This window comes from Amycolatopsis echigonensis (assembly GCF_014174495.1).
Lineage (GTDB): Bacteria > Actinomycetota > Actinomycetes > Mycobacteriales > Pseudonocardiaceae > Amycolatopsis > Amycolatopsis echigonensis.
Genome location: NZ_JACJHR010000009.1, coordinates 44796 through 65556, shown reverse-complemented (window position 1 = coordinate 65556; position 20761 = coordinate 44796). Strand labels below are relative to the sequence as shown.

Genomic DNA, 20761 nt, shown 5'->3' with positions numbered 1-20761 from the left:
GGCGGGGGTGATTTGTCCACTGTGGACGAAGTCTTGCCGGCAGGCGGCGACCGGCGTGCGGCAGCTCCACGGAGTGCTGAAGCCGGGCATGTGCGGAAAGCGCAGGACGCGGCAGCGGGTGCTGCGGAAGGCGCAGCAGAACGCTCATGGGGCGGGGCAATCGCAGGGCTCGGCCAGCACGGCGGGGAGGCTCCTGCGGGGGATCCTCGTGAGTGTTTGTGCCGGTTCTCGCCGGGGTCTTCCGCCGGCGCTCGACGTGGCTCCCCGCGCGGGCCTGCCGTTGGGGTCCTGGCTTCGCCCAGCCTGGGCCCAGCGGTCGCGCCGCGGCGCGCCAGAGGGTTCGCGGAGGCCGTGCAGCCGCCGGGGCCCCAACACAGCATGTCGGACAACGGTTCCCCGCGTAGCTCAGCCGCAGCGGCTCCAGGCAAGCCCACGCGCAAGCCACCGCAACCGGCCGGGCACCCATCGCCGCCCCAACCGCAGCGACCGGGCTAGGCAGCCAACCCCGCCCCCGCGCGACTCACCGCCACCAGCCCGAGCAGGCCACCTCTCCCCGCACAAGCCACCACAACCTGGGCACCTTCCGGCCGGGCTCAGCAGACAACCCCGCCACTGCCCAGGCCGCGACCTGCCTGGGCAAGCGCCGCCAAGACCCGCCAGCAGCAGCGTCAGGCTTCTTCTTCCAGCATTTCCGGGGTCACCGCCGATTCGGTGTCCGGGATACTCAGCTCCTTCGCCCGCTTGTCCGCCATCGCCAGCAGCCGCCGGATCCGTCCGGCTACCGCGTCTTTCGTCATCTGCGGGTCGGACAGCTGGCCCAGTTCCTCGAGCGACGCCTGGCGGTTCGACAAGCGCAGGCGGCCGGCGGCGAGCAGGTGGTCCGGGGCGGTGTCGCCGAGGATTTCCAGCGCGCGCTCCACCCTCGCGGCCGCCGCGACAGCCGCACGGGCCGAGCGGCGCAGGTTCGCGTCGTCGAAGTTCGCGAGGCGGTTGGCGGTCGCGCGGACCTCCCGGCGCATCCGGCGTTCTTCCCACTGCAGCACGCTCGTGTGCGCGCCCAGGCGGGTCAGCAGCGCGCCGATGGCGTCACCGTCGCGGACCACGACCCGGTCCGCGCCCCGGACCTCGCGGGACTTCGCTTGGATGCCCATCCGGCGGGCCGCGCCGACCAGGGCCAGGGCCGCCTCCGGGCCCGGGCAGGTCACTTCCAGCGACGACGAGCGGCCCGGTTCGGTCAGCGAGCCGTGGGCCAGGAAGGCGCCGCGCCAGGCCGCTTCGGCGTCGGCCACCCCGCCGGACACCACGGCGGCGGGCAGGCCTCGCACGGGACGGCCGCGCTGGTCGATCAAGCCGGTCTGGCGCGCCAGGCCCTCGCCGTCCTTCACCACGCGCACGACGTACCGCGTCCCCTTGCGCAGGCCGCCGCTCGCGGTGATCACGTGCACGTCCGAATGATGTCCGTACAGCTCGTGGATCTCCTTGCGCAGCCGCCGCGCGACCGAACCCGTGTCCAGCTCCGCCTCGACCACCACCCGGCCGGCCACGATGTGCAGCCCGCCCGCGAAGCGAAGCAGCGACGCGACCTCCGCCCGGCGCGGCCCGATCTTCGTGATCTCGAGCCGGCTCAGTTCGTCCTTCACCGCGGCGGTCATCGCCATGTACTGCCCCTCCTGCCTTTCGCTGCGCGCCCGCCGTCACCCACAGTGCTCCCCGCCGAGGCCCAATGCCTCTCGCATGCACTGGGCGAGCGCACCAGGATCATGCCGTCCCGCCACGACCGGGTCGGCCACCGCCCCCAGGCAGGCCCTGGCTCCGAGGCGTTCGGCCGCCCGGCGCAGGCTTGCCGGGTCAGGGACGGAATCACGGTCCGCGACGACGGCGTCGACCCGCAGCGCGGGCGCGTGTTCGAAGAGTACGTCCAAATGCCGCTCCGGGGAGAATCCGCCGGTTTCCCCCGGTTGGGGGACCAAGTTCAGCACGACGACCTTCGTCGCCGTCGTGCGGACGAGCGCGTCGTGCAGATCCGGGACCAGGAGATGCGGCAGCACGCTGGTGAACCACGAGCCGGGGCCGAGGAACACGACGTCCGCCGCCAGCACCGCCTCGATCGCCTCCGGGCAGCCGCGCGGCGGGCGTTCCTGGCGACCGGCCGGGTGCAGCGAGATGCGGTGCACCTGGCCGGGCGTGCTGGCGACCGCGACCTGGCCGCGGATGCGCCGGATCGCGTCCGGGTCCTCGCTGTCCAGGCCGCTGACCTCGCCCTCGATCTCCAGCGGCTCCGGCGACATCGGCAGCACCCGGCCGGAGATGCCCATCAGCCTGCTCGCCTCGTCGAGCGCGGCCACCGGGTCGCCGAGCACCTCGAACAGCCCGGCGAGCAGCAGGTTGCCGACGGCGTGCCCGGCGAGCGCGCCGTCGCCGCCGAAGCGGTGCTGGAACACCTCCGCCCACAGCCGCCCGCCGTCCTCCGCGGCGAAGGCGGCGAACGCCTGGCGCAGGTCGCCCGGCGGCAGCAGCCCCAGTTCGCGCCGCAGCCTGCCGGACGACCCGCCGTCGTCGGCCACCGTCACCACCGCCGTGACGGCGCGGGTGATCCGCCGGAGCGCGGTCAACGTCGCGTGCAGCCCGTGTCCTCCGCCCAGCGCCACCGCGCGCACGTCACTCCCGGCCAAGATCCCGGTGCACCACCTTTACTGCCATGCCGTCCTCATTGGACAGTCTCTGGGCGAGTTCCTCGGAGATCGCGACGCTGCGGTGCTTGCCGCCGGTGCAGCCGACCGCGAGCGTCAGGTACCGCTTGCCCTCGCGCTTGTAACCGGCGCCGATGAGCCGCAGCAGCTGGTGGTAGCGGTCGAGGAATTCCTCGGCGCCTTCCTGCGACAGCACGTAGTTGCGCACCTCGCCGTCGAGGCCGGTGTGCTCGCGCAGCTCCGGGATCCAGAACGGGTTCGGCAGGAACCGCACGTCCATCACCAGGTCGGCGTCCATCGGCAAACCGTACTTGTAGCCGAACGACAGCACGGTGACGCGGGTCTGCGTGCTGGCCTCGGAACCGAACGCGTCCTCGATCTTCGCGCGCAGGTCGTGCACCGACAGCGCGGACGTGTCGAGCACCAGGTCGGCCTCCTCGCGCAGCGGCGAAAGCAGCTTGCGCTCGGCGGTGATGCCGTCGGCGAGCCTGCCGTCGCCCTGCATCGGGTGGCCGCGGCGGACCGATTCGAAGCGGCGCACCAGCACCGCGTCGGTGGCCTCCAGGAACAGCACGCGCGGTTTGTACCCGCGCGCGTCCAGGTCCTTGATCACCGAGGCCAGGTCGTCGGTGAACGCGCGCGACCGCACGTCCATCACCACCGCCACCTTCGTGATCGCGCCCCGCGCCTGCGCGCCGAGCTCGACCATGGTGGCGATCAGCTCCGGCGGCAGGTTGTCGACCACGAACCAGCCGAGGTCTTCCAGGCATTTCGCCGCCGTGGAGCGGCCCGCGCCGGAGAGGCCGGAGACGACCGCGACCTCCATCCCGCTGCCTCGTTTTTCCTCTTCCGCACTCACGTGTGCTTCCTTCCCGATCACGACCCCTGGTCCCCTCCCGGTACTGCCCGCGGTGCGGCGCCGGTCTCCCCGGCCAGTGCCGCCACCACGGCCTCGGCAGTGCGCCTGCCGAAACCGGGCACCGCTTCGATTTCCTCGACCCGGGCCTGTTTGAGCTTCTTCACCGAGCCGAAGTGCTTGATCAGCGCGGTGCGCCGAGCCTGCCCGAGTCCGGGCACACTGTCCAATTCGGACGCCTGCATGCGTTTGGCGCGCTTTTCGCGGTGGTAGCGAATGGCGAACCGGTGCGCCTCGTCGCGCAGCCGCTGCAGCAGATAGAGCGCGTCGGACGTGCGCGGCAGGATCATCGGGTCCGGTTCCCCGGGCAGCCACACCTCTTCGAGCCGCTTCGCGAGCCCGACGACGGCGATGTCGGTGATGCCCAGTTCGGCGAGCACGTCCGCGGCCGCGGTGGCCTGCGGGCCCGCGCCGTCGACGACCAGCAGGTTCGGCGGATAGGCGAACTTGCGCGGGCGGCCGGTCTCCGGGTCGATCCCGGCGCGCACCGGCCGGACCGCCTCGTCCCCCGGTTCCTCGGCGGCGTCGGAAGCGACTTCCGGAGCGGTTTCCGTTGCCTCGGCCGCGTTTTCGGCCGTTTCCTTGAGATAGCGGTGGAATCGCCGCCGCACGACCTCGGCGATGGACGCGACGTCGCCCTCGGTCGCCGCCTCGCGCAGCGCGAACTTGCGGTACTCGGACTTGCGCGGCAGCCCGTCCTCGAACACCACCAGCGACGCCACGACGTCGCTGCCCTGGATGTGGCTGATGTCGATGCACTCGATGCGCAGCGGCGCGCTGTCGAGCGCCAGGTAGTCCTGGAGTTCCTGCAGCGCCGCGGACCGCGCGGTGAGATCGCCCGCGCGGCGCAGCTTGTGCTGGGTGAACGCTTCCTTGGCGTTGCGCTCCACCGTTTCCGCGAGCGCCTTCTTGTCGCCGCGCTGCGCGACCCGCAGCCGCACCCGCGAACCGCGCAGACCGGACAGCCATTCGGCGACCGCGTCGGCGTCCGCGGGCAGCTCCGGCACCAGCACCTCGCGCGGGACGACCGGACCGGTCTCGACGTCGTCGCGGCCCGCGCGATCGGATTCCTCGCCGTAGAACTGGGTCAGGAAGTGGTCGACCAGCGCCGGGACGTCCATTTCCTCGGCCTTGTCGATCACCCAGCCCCGCTGCCCGCGCACGCGCCCGCCGCGCACGTGGAACACCTGGACGGCCGCCTCCAGTTCGTCGTGCGCGAAGGCGACCACATCGGCGTCCGTGCCGTCGCCGAACACCACGGCCTGTTTTTCCATCGCACGGCGCAGCGCGCCCAGGTCGTCCCGCAGCCGCGCGGCGCGCTCGAACTCCAGCTCCTCCGACGCCTCGGCCATCTCGCGTTCGAGCCGCTTCACCATCGCGTCCGTGCGGCCGGCGAGGAAGTCGCAGAAGTCCTCGACGATCGCCCGGTGCTCGTCCGCGGACACCCGGCCGACGCACGGAGCCGAGCATTTGTCGATGTAGCCGAGCAGGCACGGCCGCCCGATCTGCCCGTGCCGCCGGAAGACGCCGGCGGAACAGGTGCGGGCCGGGAAAACGCGCAGGAGAAGGTCGAGAGTCTCGCGGATCGCCCACGCGTGCGAGTACGGCCCGAAGTAGCGGACGCCCTTCTTGCGCGCGCCGCGGTAGACGTGCAGCCGGGGGAATTCCTCGTTCAGCGTGACGGCGAGGACCGGGTAGCTCTTGTCGTCGCGGTAGCGGACGTTGAACCGCGGGTCGAACTCCTTGATCCAGTTGTACTCCAGCTGGAGCGCCTCGACCTCGGTCCCGACGACGGTCCACTCGACGCTCGCCGCGGTGGTGACCATCTGCCGCGTGCGCGGATGAAGGCCGGACAGGTCGGCGAAGTACGAGTTCAGCCTGCTGCGCAGGCTCTTCGCTTTGCCCACGTAGATGACTCGCTTGGCGGCGTCGCGGAACTTGTACACGCCAGGCGAGTCCGGGATGCTCCCCGGCTGAGGTCGGTAGGTGGTCGGATCAGCCACGTGCCCACTGTATGGCGAGGGCCCGACAGTTTCCGTGAGACCCCGTGCGCGAGGCCGGTGCGGACGCGCCAGGCCGACGCGGGACGCGATCTTCGGGAGCCGCGGTGCGCGACCCGGTCGCCTTGCACCGTCGGCGGAGACCTGCCGTAGCGTAGAGCTTCGACGACCCGCCGAGCGATCAGGGAGCAGCCATGACCGTCCGCGTCGCCACCTGGAACGTGAACTCCATCGTTCCCCGGCTGCCCCGCGTGCTCGACTGGCTCGACCGGACCGCGCCGGACGTTCTGTGCCTGCAGGAAATCAAGAACACCACCGAAGCCTTCCCCGCCGAAGAGATCACCGCGCGCGGGTACGAGGTCGCCGCGTACGGGCTGGGGCGGTGGAACGGCGTCGCGATCCTCTCCCGGGTCGGGCTCGACGACGTGGTGCGCGGGCTGCCGGGCGAACCGGGCTTCGACGGGCAGGCCGAGGCGCGGGCGATCGGCGCGACGTGCGGCGGGATCCGCCTCTGGTCGGTGTACGTGCCGAACGGGCGCGAACCGCAAAACCCGCACTACGCCTACAAACTCGAGTGGTTCGAGAAGCTCAGCGACCTCGTCGGCGAAGAAATGCGGAACGCGCGTCCGTTCGCCGTGCTCGGCGATTTCAACGTCGCGCCCACCGACGACGACGTCTGGGACATCACGCTGTTCGCCGAGTCCACGCACGTCACCGGACCCGAACGGGCAGCGCTGAAGAAGCTCCGCGACGCCGGGCTGTCCGACGTGTTCCCGCGGCCGCTGAAGTACGACCACCCGTTCACGTATTGGGACTACCGCGCCGGGAATTTCCCCAACAACAAGGGAATGCGCATCGACCTCGTCTACGGCAACGAGGTTTTCGCCAAGGCAGTCACCGATTCCTACGTGGACCGCGAAGCCCGCAAGGGCAAAGGACCGTCGGACCACGCGCCGATCGTCGTGGACCTGGAGCTGTAAGAACTCAGGCCTCGGTCGCGGCCCGGTGCAGCTTCCGCAGCGCACGCACCGCCGTCACCGCGCGTTCCCGGTCCACCGCCTGCACGGCCATCACCGAGAAGTACTCGTCGTCCGGCAGTTCCAGACGGGCCCACGAAGCGCCGTCCGGGAAGCTGATCGACAGCACCTGATCCCAGGTGAACGCCCGCCGGGCGAGCACATTCCGGACCTCGATGCCGGTGGCGTCCGCGCGGACCCGGGCGGTGCCGAACAGCATCGTCCCCGCCGCGAGTGCGATGCCGATGCCGATCATCGCGATCTGGTCCGACGCCTCGAACACGACGCCGGTGTGCGAATTGCGCAACAGGACCGCCACCACCACGAACGCCGCGAGCAGCGCTACCGCCAGCACGCTGCACATGATCAGCGCGCGCCGCGGCCGGATCACGAGGGTGGTCTGCTGCTCGGTCATCACGCTCACACGAATCCCCGCTCGGTCCACGGCTTGCCGAGGCCGCGCAGCACGTGCGCGGTGTCGAGCGCCGCCACGGCCGCTTCGTAACCCTTGTCCTCCACCGAACCGGGCATGCCGGAGCGGTCCAGCGCCTGCTGCTCGGTTTCGCAGGTCAGCACGCCGTTGCCGACCGGGGTGCTCTCGTCGAGCGCGACCCGGGTGAGGCCGGCGGTGACCGCGTCGCACACGTACTCGAAGTGCGGGGTGCCGCCGCGGATCACGACGCCCAGCGCGACGACCGCGTCGTGGTTGCGCGCCAGCGCCTGTGCCGCGACCGGAAGCTCCACCGCACCCGCCACCCGGATGACCGTGGGCTCTTCCTCCAGCCCGGCGTCCTTCGCCGCGGCGAGCGCGCGCTCCAGCAGGACGTCGGTGATCTTCGCGTTCCACCGCGTCGCGACGACAGCCAGCCGCAGGGACTTGCAGTCGCGCAGGTCGAGCGCGGCTTCCGGCCGCCCCTCGCCGCTCATCGCGTGGTGTCCTCCTCCGTGCCCGCGTCGGCCGCGCCGACCTGGTCGTAGTGCTCGAGCTGACTGAGGTCGTGCCCCATCCGGTCGCGCTTCGTGCGCAGGTACCGCAGGTTTTCCGGGTTCGGCGAGATCGGCAGCGAGACCCGGCCGGTGACGCGCAGGCCGTAGCCCTCGAGTCCGACCCGCTTCGCCGGGTTGTTCGTCAGCAGCCGCATCGAGCGGACGCCGAGGTCGCACAGGATCTGCGCGCCGGTGCCGTAGTCGCGCGCGTCCGCCGGAACGCCGAGCGCCAGGTTCGCGTCGACCGTGTCCGCGCCCGCGTCCTGCAGCTGATACGCCTGCAGCTTGTGCAGCAGGCCGATCCCGCGGCCCTCGTGCCCGCGGATGTACAGCACGACGCCGCGGCCCTCGTCGGCCACCTTCTGGAGCGCGGCGTCCAGCTGCGGGCCGCAGTCGCAGCGCAGCGAGCCGAAGACGTCGCCGGTGAGGCATTCGGAGTGCACCCGGACCAGGATGTCCTCGCCGTCGCCGATCTCGCCGTACACGAAAGCGACGTGCTCGATGCCGTCGAGCAGGCTGTCGTACCCGACCGCGCGGAACGTGCCCGCGGCCAGCGGAATCCGCGCCTCAGCGACGCGTTCCACCTGCTTCTCGGTGCGCCGCCGGTAGGCGATCAGGTCCGCGATCGAGATGATCTTCAGATCGTGGTCGGCGGCGAACACTTCCAGCTCGTCGCGCCGGGCCATGTCGCCCTCGTCCTTCTGCGACACGATCTCGCAGAGCACGCCGGCCGGGTGCAGACCGGCCAGCCGGGCCAGGTCGACCGACGCCTCGGTGTGCCCGGGACGGCGCAGCACGCCGCCTTCCTTGGCGCGCAACGGCACCACGTGCCCGGGACGGCGGAAGTCCTTCGCGGTGGCCTCGGGGTCGGCCAGCAGACGGGTGGTGTGCGCCCGGTCGGCGGCGGAAATGCCGGTGGTGATGCCCTCGGCCGCGTCGACCGTGACGGTGTACGCGGTGCCGCGCTGGTCCTGGTTCGTGTGGTACATCGGCGGCAGGTCGAGCCGGTCCGCCTCGTTCTCGGTCAGCGCGACGCACACGTAGCCCGAGGTGTAGCGGACCATGAACGCGAGCAGCTCCGGCGTCGCCTTCTCGGCGGCGAAGATGAGGTCGCCCTCGTTCTCGCGGTCCTCGTCGTCCACGACGACCACCGCGCGCCCGGCGGCGATGTCCGCGATCGCGGCCTCGATGGCGTCCACGTCGACCGCCGCGCCTGCTCCGCACGGGGTCCATCCGGTCTGCGGCTCGGCCGCCTTCGTCTCGCTCACGGGTGCTCCTTCGCTGCCGCCGCCGGGTGGATGTCACACATTGTGCGCGTTCGCGGCCACGTGTGGCGCAGTGAGCTTCTCCACGTACTTCGCTACGACGTCCACTTCGAGGTTCACGAAGTCGCCCTCCTCGCGCCTGCCGAGGGTCGTCGCCTCGAGCGTCGTGGGGATCAAAGCGACCGAAAACCGGTCCTCCGAAACGCTCGCGACGGTGAGCGAAACGCCGTCGACGGCGATCGAGCCCTTCTCCACGACGTACCGCGACAAGGCCGGGGGCAGGGAGAACGTCGTCACGCCGCGCTCGTCGCGGGAGAGGAAGACGCCGGTGCCGTCGACGTGGCCCTGCATGATGTGGCCGCCGAGGCGTCCGCCCGCCGGGGTCGCGCGCTCGAGGTTCACCGCGTCGCCGACGGCCACCTTCGCGAGACTCGAACGCTGAAGTGTTTCGTTCACCACATCGACGGTGAACTCGCCGCCGGAGACCGTGACGACGGTCAGGCAGACGCCGCTGACCGCGATCGAATCGCCGTGGCCGGCGTCCGAGGTGACCAGCGGGCCGCGCACGGTGAGCCGGGCCGCGTCGGTGAGCTGCTCGACCGCGGTGACCTCGCCGACCTCTTCGACAATTCCCGTGAACACTGCTGCCTCCTCGCCGGGCCACCGCCCTCGGTGGCCCCTCCATCCAACACCCGTCCGGCTCCGGGAGCTTCCCGGCCCGAAGGTCAGCTGACGCGGAGGCGGGCGGCCTGCTCGCGCAGGGCGGCGACGGCGCGGCCCGGGTCCTCGGCGCCGTAGACGGCCGAGCCCGCGACAAAGCAGTCGACGCCCGCTTCGGCGGCCTGTTCGATGGTGTCGGCGTTGATCCCGCCGTCGATCTCGACCACCAGCTTGAGGTGCCCGGTGTCGACCAGCCGGCGCGCGGTGCGCACCTTCTCCAGCACGTCGGCGATGAAGGACTGGCCGCCGAAGCCCGGTTCGACCGACATGACGAGCAGTGTGTCGTAGTGCTTGAGCGTTTCGAGGTGCGGTTCGAGCGGCGTGCCCGGCTTGATGGACAGACCCGCCTTCGCGCCCGCGGCACGCAGGTTCTTCGCCAGCTTGACCGGGTCCGCCGCGGCTTCCACGTGCACCGTGACGTTGTACGCGCCGGCCTCGGCGTAGCCGATCGCCCAGCGGTCCGGGTCTTCGATCATCAGGTGGCAGTCGAGCGGGAGGTCGGTGGACTTCAGCAGCGACTGGACCACCGGGAGACCGAGGGTCAGGTTCGGCACGAAATGCGCGTCCATGACGTCGACGTGCACCCAGTCGGCCCGGGTGTCGCCGGGATGCGCGACGGCCGCGATCTCCTCGCCGAGCCTGGCGAAATCGGCGGACAGGATGCTGGGTGCGATGAGAGGTGAAGCCACGACCCGAGTGTAAGAGGACCGGGTTCCCGGCTGTTCACCGGCCGTGACCGCACCGGAGTTCGCTTTCCGGACAGTGGGTGCTCATCCGGATTCCCCGCGTCGAACACATCGCCGAAAAAAGCTCCTGTGTGGCTTCGCCGCACCGTTGAGGGGGTAGAGGAAGGGGGAGATGGGTCAGACCGGAAGTTCCGGACGATAAGTACTTCGAGCAGAAGGCGACCGCCGGGCAGTTCAAGGGCACGCCGGTCCTGGAGCAGGCCAAGGCCGCCGGGTACACCGTGGCGAACACCGCCACGACCTGGCCAAGGCCCGTCCCAGCACGCAGCCACCCCGACCCGCTCGTCGTGGTGGCTGCGGACCACGAGCACACCAGCCAGATCATCGCGAACGACGCCAAGACTCCTGGCCAGACCGCCACGTTGATCGCCAACGAGGGCGCGAACATGGCCCTCAGCTACGGGACCGCGCTGCCCGGTTCCTCGATGGAGCACACCGGGACGCAGGTCCGGATCGCGGCCTCGGGCCGCAGGCGGCGAACGTCGTCGGGCTGACCAACCAGACCGACCTGGTCGGCACGGTGAAGCGCGGTGAAGCGCGCACTCGCCTGCGCTGACGCCTGGCGACGGTCCGAGAGTGCTCGCCAAGCCGAAATCTGGTGAGGCCACAGAGGGTTGGCGACTGCCTGATGACCCGGACAGTCACCAACCGGCACGGTCACGGCTGTCGCGTTCGTCAGCTCAGGGTGTAGTGCATTACCTCTACGCCACCGGTGGCGTAGTTCGGCACGTCCGCGGAAACTGCCTTGCCTGCTTCCGACGCCTGCGCGGCCGCCAGCGCCTCGGCTGACTCGAAGTCGGCGTGGAAGACGGCGAAGTACTTGCTGCCGACGACGTCCAGCGAGTACTGCGACTGGATCAGCCCCGGCATCTTCGCCACCAGCGGCAGATGCGTGCTGACGTAGTACTCGCGGAAGTGGTCGGGATCGGCGGGCGGGGGGTAGAGCACGGTGAGCCGGTGCATCGGATTCCTGCCTTCTGCGTACGGGGCACAAAACGGCCGGCGAACCGGACCGCTTCCCAGACGGCAACCCTATCCCGCCCAGAACGTCGGCGGCGGTCCCCGATCGCGGCGCACTCATTACCCGGGCGAGGGCAGCAGGTCCAAGGATTCCGACCAGGGGCGGCGCGGGTCGAGCCGGTGCAGCCGGACGCCTGCTCCGGCCAGGGTGTCGAGGTGCCGCTGCCAGGCCGGATGACGCACCCGGGTGTCCTGGATCTGGTAGGCGACCACGATGGTGATCCCCGGTGCGCCAAGGACATCGCCGAGCAGCGTGAGCGCCTGGTTGTCGGCGATTCCCAGCGCCAGCTTCGCCACCGAGTTCGCGGACGCGGGCGCGAAGAGGAACACCTTCGGGTCCGGATGCGGCCGGGGTTCGCCGGGCAAGCGGGACGTGCTGCGCACCGGAAGGTCCGTCGTGGCTTCGAGTTCGCCCAGGCCGCCGGTCGCCTTCAGCCAGCCCCAGGCGGTCGGCGTGAGGGTGACGGCCAGCCGCCAGCCGCGGGCGACCGCGGGTTTCGCCAGCTCGTCGGTGAACCGGGTGTCCAGTCCGCCGCACGAGCTGGCGACCAAACCTAAATCCGTCACGGTTTGCGCAGCACCGCGCAGAACATCGCGTCGGTGCCGTGTCGGTGGGGCCACAGCTGGACGTACGGGCCGTCGCCGAGCTGCGGGACGTCGGGGAAGAACTCCCGGGCGTCCACGATCTCGGACTTGGTCCGGCGGGCGGTTTCGCCTACCACGCCTTCGGTTTCGGCCAGGTGCGGCGAGCAGACGACGTACGTGACGATGCCGCCCGGACGCGCCAGCTCCAGCGCCGCCATCAGCAGTTCGCCCTGCAGCTTCGTGAGGTCCGCGACGTCCGACGGCTTGCGTCGCCACCGCGCCTCGGGGCGTCGGCGCAGTGCGCCCAAGCCGCTGCACGGCGCGTCGACCAGGATCCGGTCGTAGCCCGGTTCCAAGCCGCTTTCGCGGCCGTCGGCGACGTGCACGGTGACCGGCAGGCCCTCGGTGGCGTTCTCGATCAGCCGAGCCCGGTGCGGAGCCTTCTCGACGGCATCCACGTGCGCGCCGCCGATCTTGGCCAGCGCGCCGAGCAGCGCCGCTTTGCCGCCGGGACCCGCGCACAGGTCCAGCCAGCGTTCGTCGGAGCCCTTCAGCGGGACCTTGGCGACGGCGATGGCGCACAGCTGGCTGCCTTCGTCCTGCACCGCGGCGAGGCGTTCGCGCACCGGTTCCGCGTCGGCCGGATCGCCCGCGCCCGCGGGAAGGTGCACGCCGTAGGGCGAGTACGGCGCGGGGTCGCCGCCGGTGATCGCGGCCAGTTCGTCGGCGCTGATTTCGCCGGGGCGGGCGACCAAGTGCACCGCGGGGCGGGCGTCGTCCGCTTCGAGAGCGGCCTTCAGCTCAGCACCCTTGTCCCCCAACGCTTCCGCGAACGACCGGGCGACCCAGCGCGGGTGCGCGGTGCGGAGCGCGTACGCGCCGATGGGGTCGGTCTCCTCGTCCGGCGTCAGTTCGGCAAGCCATTGCGCCTCGTCCTTTGTGGACACCACGCGCAGGATGGCGTTCGCGAATCCCGTTGCCCACGAACCGGCTTCGGCGCGCACGAGGTCCACAGTGGACCCGACCGCGGCGTGCTCGGGGATCCGGGTGCGCAGCAGCTGGTAGACGCCGAGCCGCAGCGCGTCGAGCACCACCGGGTCGGTCTTCTCGATCGGCCGGTCGGTGCACGCGGCGATCACGGCGTCGAGCAGGCCCTGCGCGCGCGAAGCGCCGTACGTCAGTTCGGTGGCCAGCGCGGCGTCGCGGCCGCTCACCCGGCGTTCCCGCAGCAGCTGCGGGAGGACGAGGTTGGCGTACGCGTCCTTCTCGCGAACGGCGCGCAGGACGTCGAACGCCACCTGGCGGGCCGGGTCGATCTCCGGCGGACGCCGCGGTCCCTGTTTGCGCGGAGCCGGACGGCCCCGCTGCGGCCGTGACGGCCGTCGTTCTCCACGCTCGTTCACCGCAGGCGCTCTCCTTCGTCGATCCTCGTGCCGCGCGCCCAGTCGGTGGCCGCCATCCGTTTCTTGCCGGCCGCCTGGACCTCTCCCAGCCGCACCGGTTTCGTCGCCGTGCCCACGAGCACGCGCTTGCGCTCGACCACCAGCTCGCCCGGCCGCGGACCGGGTTCGTCGAGCACGGTGACCGGTCCCAGTTTGAACCGCTCGCCGCGGAATTCCGCCCACGCGCCGGGATCCGGCGTCACCGAACGGATGTGCCGGTCGACCGCCGAAGCCGGGTCCGCGAACGACACCCGCGCGTCCTCGACGGTCACCTTCGGCGCGTAGCTCATGCCCTCGCTCGGCTGCTCGACCGCGCGGATCGTGTCGTCCTCGATGCCGTCCACGGTGGACACGAGCAGATGCGCCCCGGACTCGGCGAGCCTGCCGAGCAGCGCGCCGGCCGTGTCGTCCGGGCCGATCGTCTCGGTCACCACGCCGAACACCGGCCCCGCGTCGAGCTCCTTCACGATCCGGAAGGTGGACGCGCCGGTCATCTCGTCCCCGGCGCGGATCGCGGCCTGCACGGGAGCCGCGCCGCGCCACGCGGGCAGCAGCGAGAAGTGCAGGTTGACCCAGCCGTGCGCGGGAATGTCGAGCGCGGACTGCGGCAGCAGCGCCCCGTACGCGACGACCGGGCAGACGTCCGGGGCCAGCTCGCGCAACCGGGCGAGAAACGCCGGGTCACCGGCGCGCGCGGGGGTGAGCACCTCGATGCCGTGCTCGTCGGCGAGCATGCCCACAGGAGACCGCGACACCTTGCGGCCGCGCCCGGCCTGGGCGTCCGGCCGCGTGACGACCGCGACGACCTCGTGCCGCTCGGACTCGATCAGTGCGCGCAACGACGGCACGGCAGGCTCCGGGGTGCCGGCGAAAACGAGACGCATCACCGCACCTCCGGAAGGAAAAGGGGGATTTCAGGCTGGTCGGACATCGGAAGCGAGTCTAGAAGACCCCCTCGTCGACGGCGCGGCGCGGGCAGCCGGGCGGGGCGGGCGCCAGGATCGGGTATATGACCACGCTGAAGGCGACCCTGCACGACGACCTGACGACCGCGATCAAAGCCCGAGACCAGCTGCGCTCGGCAACGCTGCGGCTGACCCTCTCGGCGATCGGCTACGAAGAAACCGCAGGCGACAGCGCCCGCGAACTCTCCGACGACGAGGTACTGAAGATCATCACCCGCGAGGTGAAGAAACGCCGCGACGCCGCCGAAGCCTTCGAGAAGGCAGGCCGCGCGGACTCAGCGGAACGCGAACGCGCCGAGGCGGAAGTCCTCACCGCCTACCTGCCCGCCCAGCTTTCGGACGACGAGCTGCGCACCCTGGTCACCGAGGCAGTGACGGAAACCGGCGCCTCCGGAATGGCCGGGATGGGCGCGGTGATGAAGGCAGTACAGCCGAAGGTCGCCGGCCGCGCGGAAGGCTCCCGGGTCGCCGCCGAGGTGAAACGCCAACTCTCCGCCGGTTGATCCGACCGCTGCGCTGGCAGACCGCACTTCTCGCCGCGAGCCCCAAGGCCCTCGCACCCGACATCCGGGAAGGGCCCCTTCACTGACCCAGATTCCCTCAAGGAGCCCCTCACGGACCACTCCGCGTGCCCGTCCGCCGCGACCCACCCCACCGGCACCCGTGAGAACCCGCCAAACCGCCGCCTACCCACCCAACGATCCAGGCCGCCCAACCCCCGCCCTGCACCCCGATACGAAGCCTCCCTGCGGTTCGGGGGTGCTTGTCAAGGCATCTTTCCCGCCTTGACAAGCACCCCCGAACCGTCAGCACACTCGGCTTCGGGGTGCCCCACCGCACCACCCGCCTGCAATGTCGCCGCCAGGCGACGAGCCGAAACCGACACCCCTACTTCGACGCCATAGCCACCGCGACAAGAGTCACCGCCCCGCCGACCCCGAACACCCCCACCACCAACCCCGAAACCGCCGCCACCGAAGCAGCCACCCGGACCGCCACCCCCGCGATCCACCGCAGCACCCGGATCACCGCGACCAGCACCACCAGCGCGAGCACGAGCACCCCGGCCGGCACCCCCTGCCCGCTCTCCGCGGCGGCCAGCACGGCGGTCATGACCGCACCCGTATCCGCGGTTCGCGCAGGTCCTCGCGCCCGAATTCGCGCACGTTCTCGGACGCCCGCCTGAGCATTTCCTCGCGCGCCCGCACCCGCTTGCGTTCCGAGCCGAGCTGCCACACCCAGCGCCAGCCGACGACCGTCGCGACGACGGAACCGGCGAGGGTCACCAGGAAGGCCTGTCCGACGAGACCATGGAGCGAGTCGAAGCTCAGCAACACCAGCAGCGCCCACACCTGAGCCACGGTGAACGGGACGACCAGCGCTGCCGCGTACACCCCCCGACGCCAGCGAACCGGCTGAGGAGCGGGAAGAAACGGTTCCATGACTGCCTCCCTCGGTGGTGTGTTTCCAGGAAACCCCGGCCACGCCAGGAAATTTGTGTCAGCTGACACGTTCAGCGGGCGAGCCTTCGCAGTTCCGCGAGCCGGTGGACGGTCACCTGGCCGCGCGCGGTGCTGATCACCCCCCGGCGGCGGAGTTCCCGGGTCACCCTCGCCCACGATTCGCGCGAAATCGCCGCTGTCATCGCGAGTTCCGCTTGCGTGCCAGGCACTTTGACTTCGATGTCCGCACCGCGCCGCACGCCGTGCTGCACCGCCAGCTGCATCAGCTGCGCGGCGACGCGGCGGGTGGTCGTCCCGCCGCCGAGATCGAGCCATTGGCGTCCGACGTCGCGCATCCGGTCGGCCAAAACTTGAAGCAGTGCCCAGGAAATCGCCGCTTCGCGCTGGCACAGCGCGACGAACCGCGCGGCGGGCACGACCAGGACGTCCAGTTCGTCGAGTGCTTGCACAGTCGCCGACCTCCGTCCGCCGTCGATCACGGCCAGTTCGCCGATCACGTCGCCCGCGCCGCGGACGCCGATCACGACCTCGCGCCCGTCCGGCGTCGCGTTGGTGATCCGGACGTGCCCGGTCAGCAGGAGAAGCACCACCGAGGCCCGCTCGCCTTCGCGGCAGAGAACGTCCCCGCGCCGGTAAGCCTTGCGGACGGACAGTTCTTCGAATTTCGCGCGGTCCGCGGCGCCCAGCGCCGGCCAGAACCCGATCGTTTCCACGGCGATCCCCCTCCTCGTCGTCGGCCGGACCGGTCAGGCGATCAGTCCCGCTCCCGGCCGGACGGCGTCGGTGGTGCGGACCCAGCCCCGGGTCCGCTGCCCGCCGACGCGCACGCGGAAGGCGTGCGCGAAGGAGCTGCGGTCGATCCCGGCGTAGCCGTGCCGGACGACCGAGCGGTGGATGGCGTTCGAGACGACCAGCGCGAGCGGGCCCGAGGAGGCGCGCAGCCTGCGTCTCAGATCAGGGGCGTCGAGGAGCCGGCAGGCGATGTCGATGTCCTCGCCGTACGGTCCGTGTGCGTCGTAGTGCACCTCGCCGGCGTGCACCGAGACCCTCAGCCGGAAGGCCAGTTCGGGGTCCTGGTCGCCGTGCCGGGCGAGCAGTTCGGTCAACGCGGGCACCACGCGGGCGAGCAGGACCGTCTTCGGCACCTCGTCGACCGGGCGGACGAGGCACAGCGCTCCGTCGCCGCGGTCCACGAACGGATCCCGGAACTCCTCCGTGATGCCGCCGGCCCGGAACGCCTCGTCGAGCAGGGCGAACAGGACCGAACGGAGCCCGGCCCGAGCCGGGTTCGTGCGCGTGGTCGACCCTTCGATGTCGACGACCAGGATGGCTCGGTGAACTGGTGCCTGTACTGCTGAGGTGTCCATGACCGCCCCCTTATTTCAGGAAGCTACTGAAATCTAGTAGACTTTCACAGAAGCTACTATAAGGCTGGGCCGGTACTGAAACAATGGTGTCGCGCACCCGACATCTTCGCTTCACCTGCCGGTCTGGCCCGCGATAGGCAATCCCTGAACCGCCGCCGACACTCGACCCCGGCCTGTCCGGCGACTCCGGCCTCCCGGGTGTAGAATCCCCGCCATTCACGCCTGACTGAACTTCACTGAAGGGTCTGAAGTCGTGTCTCAGCCCAACCCCGCGCTCGCCGCTCGACTGCGCACCCTGCGCAAGGAGAGCTGGTCCGACGTGGTGCTCACCCAGAAGCAGCTCGCCGAGGCTTTCGGCGTGAGCACCGGCCTGCTGTCGTCGTGGGAGAACGTGGCGAAACCGGTGACGCCCCCGCCGCCGCGGCTCGAGGCGTACGCGACCTTCTTCGCCACCCGCCGTTCGGTGCAGGGCCCGAAACTTCATCTCCTCGACGTCGCGGACCTGACGGACGAGGAGCACACCGTCCGCAAGGAGCTGCTCGGGGAGCTGCAGGCGCTGCGCGGCGACCTCGACGACCCGCCCGCCCAGCCGGTCTTCGCCCCGGCGAGCCTGTGGCACTTCCCGCCGAACCAGGACATCGTGATCGTCTGCGCGCAGCTGCCGGAGAAGTACCGCATCGCCTACACCGACCCGTCCAGCCCGGACTTCGTGAACCTCTACACCTACGCCGACCCGGACGCGCTGCTGGAGCTCTACGGCCACATCCGCGCGTGCAACCCGGCGAGCAACGTCACCTTCCGCACCACCGACCAGAACACGACGCTGTCGGCGGACGAGTACACCGCGCACCTGGTGCTGCTCGGCGGCGTCGACTGGAACCCGCAGACCCGCGCCCTGCTCGACCGGGTCGACGTGCCGGTCCGCCAGATCAGCCGCAAGGGCGACGAGGAGGAGCTGGACAGCGGGTTCGAGGTGACCCGCCCGGACGGGACGACCCAGAGGTTCAGCGCCAAACTGCGCGACGGCGTCCTGCTCGAGGACGTCGCGCACTTCTACCACGGCGTCAGCCCGCTCAACCGCAAGCGCACTGTGACCGTGTGCAACGGGATGTACAGCCGCGGCACCCTCGGGGCTGTACGAGCGCTGACCGACCGCCGCTTCCGCGACCGCAACCAGGCTTACCTCGACCGGCGCTTCGCGGGCGCGGATTCCTTCAGCATCATCAGCCGGGTCCCGGTCTTCGACAACCAAGGGCTCACGCCTGACTGGACCCTGCCCGAAAACCGGCTGCACGAGTGGCCAGAATCGAGCCTTCCATGACCGCGACCGTCGCAGCGCCGGCGCAGCACACGACGCATCAGCGCCTGCTGCATCACGTCGCCGCCGAAGACGCGCCGCAGGCCCAGCTGGACGCGATCGTCGTGCCCAACGGCCGTCCCGCCGCCTACCTCAAGGACGCTTTCCGCGCCGCCCGCGAACTCGACGCCACGCTTCTGTTGCTGTGCAGCAAGAACGCGCGCGCGACCGACGCGGTGCTCGCCGCGAAACGCGCCGGGGTGCGAGTCCGCGCGATCGACACCGACGAGGCCGCCGGTCTCGGCGCCGTGCCGCCGTTCGAGACGAACAAGCTTCTGCAGCAGCAGGCGAAACGCATGCTGCGCCGGGCCGACACGAGTTTCAAGCGCAACCTCGGCGTGCTCGTCGCCGACCTCGCGGGCTGGCAGCGGATCCTTTTCCTCGACGACGACATCCATCTCTCGCGCCCCGGCGACCTGCGCGCGGCGGCGGGTCTGCTCGACGAGTACGCGGCGGTCGGCCTCGCCAACACCGGAATGCCGGACAACTCCGTGGTGTGTCACGCCTACCGCGATTCCGGCGGACAGCAGGACACGTTCGTCGGCGGCGGCGCACTGGCGGTCGGGCGAGACGCGTTCTCCTCGTTCTTCCCGGACATCTACAACGAGGACTGGTTCTTTCTCCTCAGCGGCACCGGCCTGCGCGCCACCGCGGTCACCGGGACCGCGTACCAGGGCGACTACGACCCCTATCGCGACACCATGCGCGCCCGGTCGGAGGAACTGGGCGACACGCTCGCCGAGGGCATCTACTGCCTGCTGGACAACGGTCTCGGCATCGCCGACGCGAACGCCGGGTACTGGAAGGACTTCCTGAAAAGCCGCCGGGCGTTCATCCGCACCACGCTGCGCCAGGTCCAGGACGCGCCGCACCTGACCGGCGCGCACGAGGACCGGATGGTCGCCGCCCTGAAGGCGGCTCTCGGCCGCAGCCTGCTGATCGAGCCGGACCTGTGCGTCGGCTACCTGCGCGCCTGGCAGGACGACCGGGAAGCGTGGCACACGCATCTCCTGTCGCTGCGCGCGCGGCACGGTTCGGCGAGCGATCCGGACGCCGCGTTCGGCACGCTGGGGATCGCGGAGATCGTGCACAAATCCTGAAGGTTCAGCGTTCGCCGCAGGTGCGGCTGGCGAGCGGTGCGGGACGGTCGTCCGGCAGTCTTTTCACCAGCACGTGGCAGCGCTCGGCCTCGGAAACCGTGCGCCCGTCCGGGAAAACGCGCTCGGCGTAGCACACGACCGTGCCGTGGCCCCAGTCGTGGTAGCCGAGGCGACGGTACAGCCGGGCGGCGCGCGTGTTGTCCGTGCGGACCGCGAGCGCGCCGAGCGCGTGGCCATGACCGACCAGGTACTCCTCGGCCGCGCGGACCAGAGCCGCGCCGACGCCGCGGTTGCGCGCGTCCGGAGCCACTTCCAGGTGATTCAGCAGCGGAACGCCCGGCAGGTGGCCGCGGATCGGCGGCTCCTCGGCGTCCTCCAGCCACAGGTACACCGCGCCGACCGGCCGCGCGGAGCACCACGCGGTGAACAGGACGCCGAGCCCCTTCGCCTGCCGGGTGAACCGGTCGTCGAAGAATCCCCGGTCGCCGAGGATCTCCGCCAGCGCCGCGAGGTCCGCCTGCTCAGCCGGCCGGATCGAGACGTCGCCCATCAACGCCGACTCCTGTCCGCAGGACCGGGCACGGGGCACGCGAGCGGACGGCCGTCCCGGAGCCGGTCCGGGCCGCGGTCCTGATCTTGTCCGCCCGGCCTCAAGGGTAAGTGCGCGCCGGGTAGCCGCGAAGACGGCGAATGCCGCAGCCCAGTCCCGCGAACGGAGCAACCGGCTACCCTGCGCGACCGCGCCCCTCCCCCGTTTTTCACGTCCCCAATACACCCCGAGATGAATCGGTTCAAACGGAAACCGCGCAGCAGTACGGAAACCCGCTTCGGTCGCGGGGTTTGGCGCGGGAATGAGCGGTTGGCTGAGGCGCATTCAGCGGATCCGGTTGCGGTCGCGCTGATTCACCCGGAGTGCGGGGCGTGGTGAGCCGTCCCGCCGCGCGTTGTCCGCTCGTGCGAGGCCTTGAGTGCCTCGGCGTCGGCACCGGAATGAGCGGTCGGCTGGAGCGGGTTCAGCGGACCCCGTCGCGGTCGCGCTGATTCGCCCGGAGCGCGGGGCGTGGTGAGCCGTCCCGCCGCGCGTTGTCCGCTCGTGCGAGGCCTTGAGCACCTCGGCACCGG

The 20761-nt window shown here is 70.9% G+C and carries 23 protein-coding genes; 5 read left to right on the top strand and 18 right to left on the bottom strand.

Translation table 11 applies throughout. The features are described from left to right. Positions 1 to 668: 668 nt before the first annotated feature. The 4 genes from whiA to uvrC are packed head-to-tail and all read right to left on the bottom strand — an operon-like array spanning position 669 to position 5609. Positions 669 to 1658, bottom strand: a complete 990-nt coding sequence (whiA, locus tag H5411_RS08770) for a DNA-binding protein WhiA (protein WP_093574335.1) — start codon at positions 1656 to 1658, stop codon at positions 669 to 671. Between the two features lie 36 nt (positions 1659 to 1694). Next, positions 1695 to 2657 (bottom strand): gluconeogenesis factor YvcK family protein, encoded by a 963-nt coding sequence (locus tag H5411_RS08765; protein WP_037359138.1) that lies wholly within the window; start codon positions 2655 to 2657, stop codon positions 1695 to 1697. A 1-nt stretch (position 2658) separates the two neighbouring features. Further along, complete coding sequence (rapZ, locus tag H5411_RS08760) at positions 2659 to 3516, bottom strand: RNase adapter RapZ (RefSeq protein ID WP_020658140.1); 858 nt, start codon at positions 3514 to 3516, stop codon at positions 2659 to 2661. A 50-nt stretch (positions 3517 to 3566) separates the two neighbouring features. After that, complete coding sequence (gene uvrC, locus H5411_RS08755) at positions 3567 to 5609, bottom strand: excinuclease ABC subunit UvrC (protein WP_183123510.1); 2043 nt, start codon at positions 5607 to 5609, stop codon at positions 3567 to 3569. Between the two features lie 191 nt (positions 5610 to 5800). On the opposite strand from uvrC, the gene H5411_RS08750 reads away from it, so the two are divergent. Next, the gene (locus H5411_RS08750; RefSeq protein ID WP_183123509.1) at positions 5801 to 6586 is read left to right on the top strand and encodes an exodeoxyribonuclease III; all 786 of its coding nucleotides are present in this window, start codon (positions 5801 to 5803) and stop codon (positions 6584 to 6586) included. Between the two features lie 4 nt (positions 6587 to 6590). Here H5411_RS08750 and H5411_RS08745 read toward each other — a convergent pair whose 3' ends face one another. The 5 genes from H5411_RS08745 to rpe form a co-directional block, all read right to left on the bottom strand. Beyond that, positions 6591 to 7037, bottom strand: a complete 447-nt coding sequence (locus H5411_RS08745; protein ID WP_101440641.1) for a PH domain-containing protein — start codon at positions 7035 to 7037, stop codon at positions 6591 to 6593. A gap of 5 nt (positions 7038 to 7042) precedes the next feature. Further along, positions 7043 to 7549, bottom strand: a complete 507-nt coding sequence (ribH, locus tag H5411_RS08740) for a 6,7-dimethyl-8-ribityllumazine synthase (RefSeq protein WP_183123508.1) — start codon at positions 7547 to 7549, stop codon at positions 7043 to 7045. Beyond that, positions 7546 to 8877, bottom strand: a complete 1332-nt coding sequence (locus tag H5411_RS08735; RefSeq protein ID WP_312877954.1) for a bifunctional 3,4-dihydroxy-2-butanone-4-phosphate synthase/GTP cyclohydrolase II — start codon at positions 8875 to 8877, stop codon at positions 7546 to 7548. The genes ribH and H5411_RS08735 overlap by 4 nt, the downstream gene beginning before the upstream one ends. Positions 8878 to 8910: 33 nt before the next feature. Next, positions 8911 to 9516: a riboflavin synthase gene (locus tag H5411_RS08730; RefSeq protein WP_183123507.1), complete on the bottom strand. Its 606-nt coding sequence runs from the start codon at positions 9514 to 9516 to the stop codon at positions 8911 to 8913. A gap of 83 nt (positions 9517 to 9599) precedes the next feature. Next, the gene (gene rpe / locus H5411_RS08725) at positions 9600 to 10283 is read right to left on the bottom strand and encodes a ribulose-phosphate 3-epimerase (RefSeq protein ID WP_101434562.1); all 684 of its coding nucleotides are present in this window, start codon (positions 10281 to 10283) and stop codon (positions 9600 to 9602) included. Between the two features lie 278 nt (positions 10284 to 10561). Here rpe and H5411_RS08720 point away from each other — a divergent pair, with 278 nt between their 5' ends. Next, on the top strand, positions 10562 to 10834 hold the full coding sequence (locus tag H5411_RS08720; RefSeq protein ID WP_246368870.1) for a hypothetical protein: 273 nt from the start codon (positions 10562 to 10564) through the stop codon (positions 10832 to 10834). A gap of 181 nt (positions 10835 to 11015) precedes the next feature. Here the strand turns inward: H5411_RS08720 and H5411_RS08715 are convergent, their stop codons facing one another. From H5411_RS08715 to fmt, 4 genes are all read right to left on the bottom strand, one after another. Beyond that, positions 11016 to 11303 carry an EthD family reductase gene (locus H5411_RS08715; protein WP_183123506.1) on the bottom strand — a complete coding sequence of 96 codons (288 nt, stop codon included), beginning with the start codon at positions 11301 to 11303 and terminating at the stop codon, positions 11016 to 11018. 117 nt (positions 11304 to 11420) lie between these two features. Continuing rightward, positions 11421 to 11927, bottom strand: a complete 507-nt coding sequence (locus tag H5411_RS08710) for a flavoprotein (RefSeq protein ID WP_183123505.1) — start codon at positions 11925 to 11927, stop codon at positions 11421 to 11423. Beyond that, on the bottom strand, positions 11924 to 13348 hold the full coding sequence (locus tag H5411_RS08705) for an RsmB/NOP family class I SAM-dependent RNA methyltransferase (protein ID WP_183123504.1): 1425 nt from the start codon (positions 13346 to 13348) through the stop codon (positions 11924 to 11926). The genes H5411_RS08710 and H5411_RS08705 overlap by 4 nt, the downstream gene beginning before the upstream one ends. Beyond that, a complete protein-coding gene (fmt, locus tag H5411_RS08700) occupies positions 13345 to 14271 on the bottom strand; it encodes a methionyl-tRNA formyltransferase (RefSeq protein WP_101434567.1) in 927 nt (308 codons plus the stop codon). Before fmt ends, H5411_RS08705 begins: the two co-directional genes overlap by 4 nt. A 125-nt stretch (positions 14272 to 14396) precedes the next feature. Between fmt and H5411_RS08695 the strand changes: the two genes are divergently transcribed. Continuing rightward, entirely contained in the window at positions 14397 to 14855 is a 459-nt protein-coding gene (locus H5411_RS08695) for a GatB/YqeY domain-containing protein (protein ID WP_101434568.1), read from the top strand. Between the two features lie 385 nt (positions 14856 to 15240). Here the strand turns inward: H5411_RS08695 and H5411_RS08690 are convergent, their stop codons facing one another. The 4 genes from H5411_RS08690 to H5411_RS08675 form a co-directional block, all read right to left on the bottom strand. Further along, positions 15241 to 15465, bottom strand: coding sequence for a hypothetical protein (locus H5411_RS08690; protein WP_183123503.1), 225 nt, complete (start codon positions 15463 to 15465; stop codon positions 15241 to 15243). Further along, positions 15462 to 15794 (bottom strand): hypothetical protein, encoded by a 333-nt coding sequence (locus H5411_RS08685; RefSeq protein ID WP_246368869.1) that lies wholly within the window; start codon positions 15792 to 15794, stop codon positions 15462 to 15464. Before H5411_RS08685 ends, H5411_RS08690 begins: the two co-directional genes overlap by 4 nt. A 71-nt stretch (positions 15795 to 15865) precedes the next feature. Continuing rightward, a complete protein-coding gene (locus H5411_RS08680; protein WP_183123502.1) occupies positions 15866 to 16528 on the bottom strand; it encodes a Crp/Fnr family transcriptional regulator in 663 nt (220 codons plus the stop codon). A 33-nt stretch (positions 16529 to 16561) separates the two neighbouring features. Further along, positions 16562 to 17182, bottom strand: a complete 621-nt coding sequence (locus H5411_RS08675; RefSeq protein ID WP_183123501.1) for a hypothetical protein — start codon at positions 17180 to 17182, stop codon at positions 16562 to 16564. A 253-nt stretch (positions 17183 to 17435) separates the two neighbouring features. Here H5411_RS08675 and H5411_RS08670 point away from each other — a divergent pair, with 253 nt between their 5' ends. Next, the gene (locus tag H5411_RS08670; RefSeq protein ID WP_183123500.1) at positions 17436 to 18503 is read left to right on the top strand and encodes a helix-turn-helix domain-containing protein; all 1068 of its coding nucleotides are present in this window, start codon (positions 17436 to 17438) and stop codon (positions 18501 to 18503) included. Next, positions 18500 to 19639 carry a hypothetical protein gene (locus tag H5411_RS08665; RefSeq protein WP_183123499.1) on the top strand — a complete coding sequence of 380 codons (1140 nt, stop codon included), beginning with the start codon at positions 18500 to 18502 and terminating at the stop codon, positions 19637 to 19639. The genes H5411_RS08670 and H5411_RS08665 overlap by 4 nt, the downstream gene beginning before the upstream one ends. Positions 19640 to 19643: 4 nt before the next feature. On the opposite strand, the gene H5411_RS08660 is transcribed toward H5411_RS08665, so the two are convergent. After that, positions 19644 to 20189, bottom strand: a complete 546-nt coding sequence (locus tag H5411_RS08660) for a GNAT family N-acetyltransferase (RefSeq protein WP_183123498.1) — start codon at positions 20187 to 20189, stop codon at positions 19644 to 19646. Between the last annotated feature and the right edge of the window lie 572 nt (positions 20190 to 20761).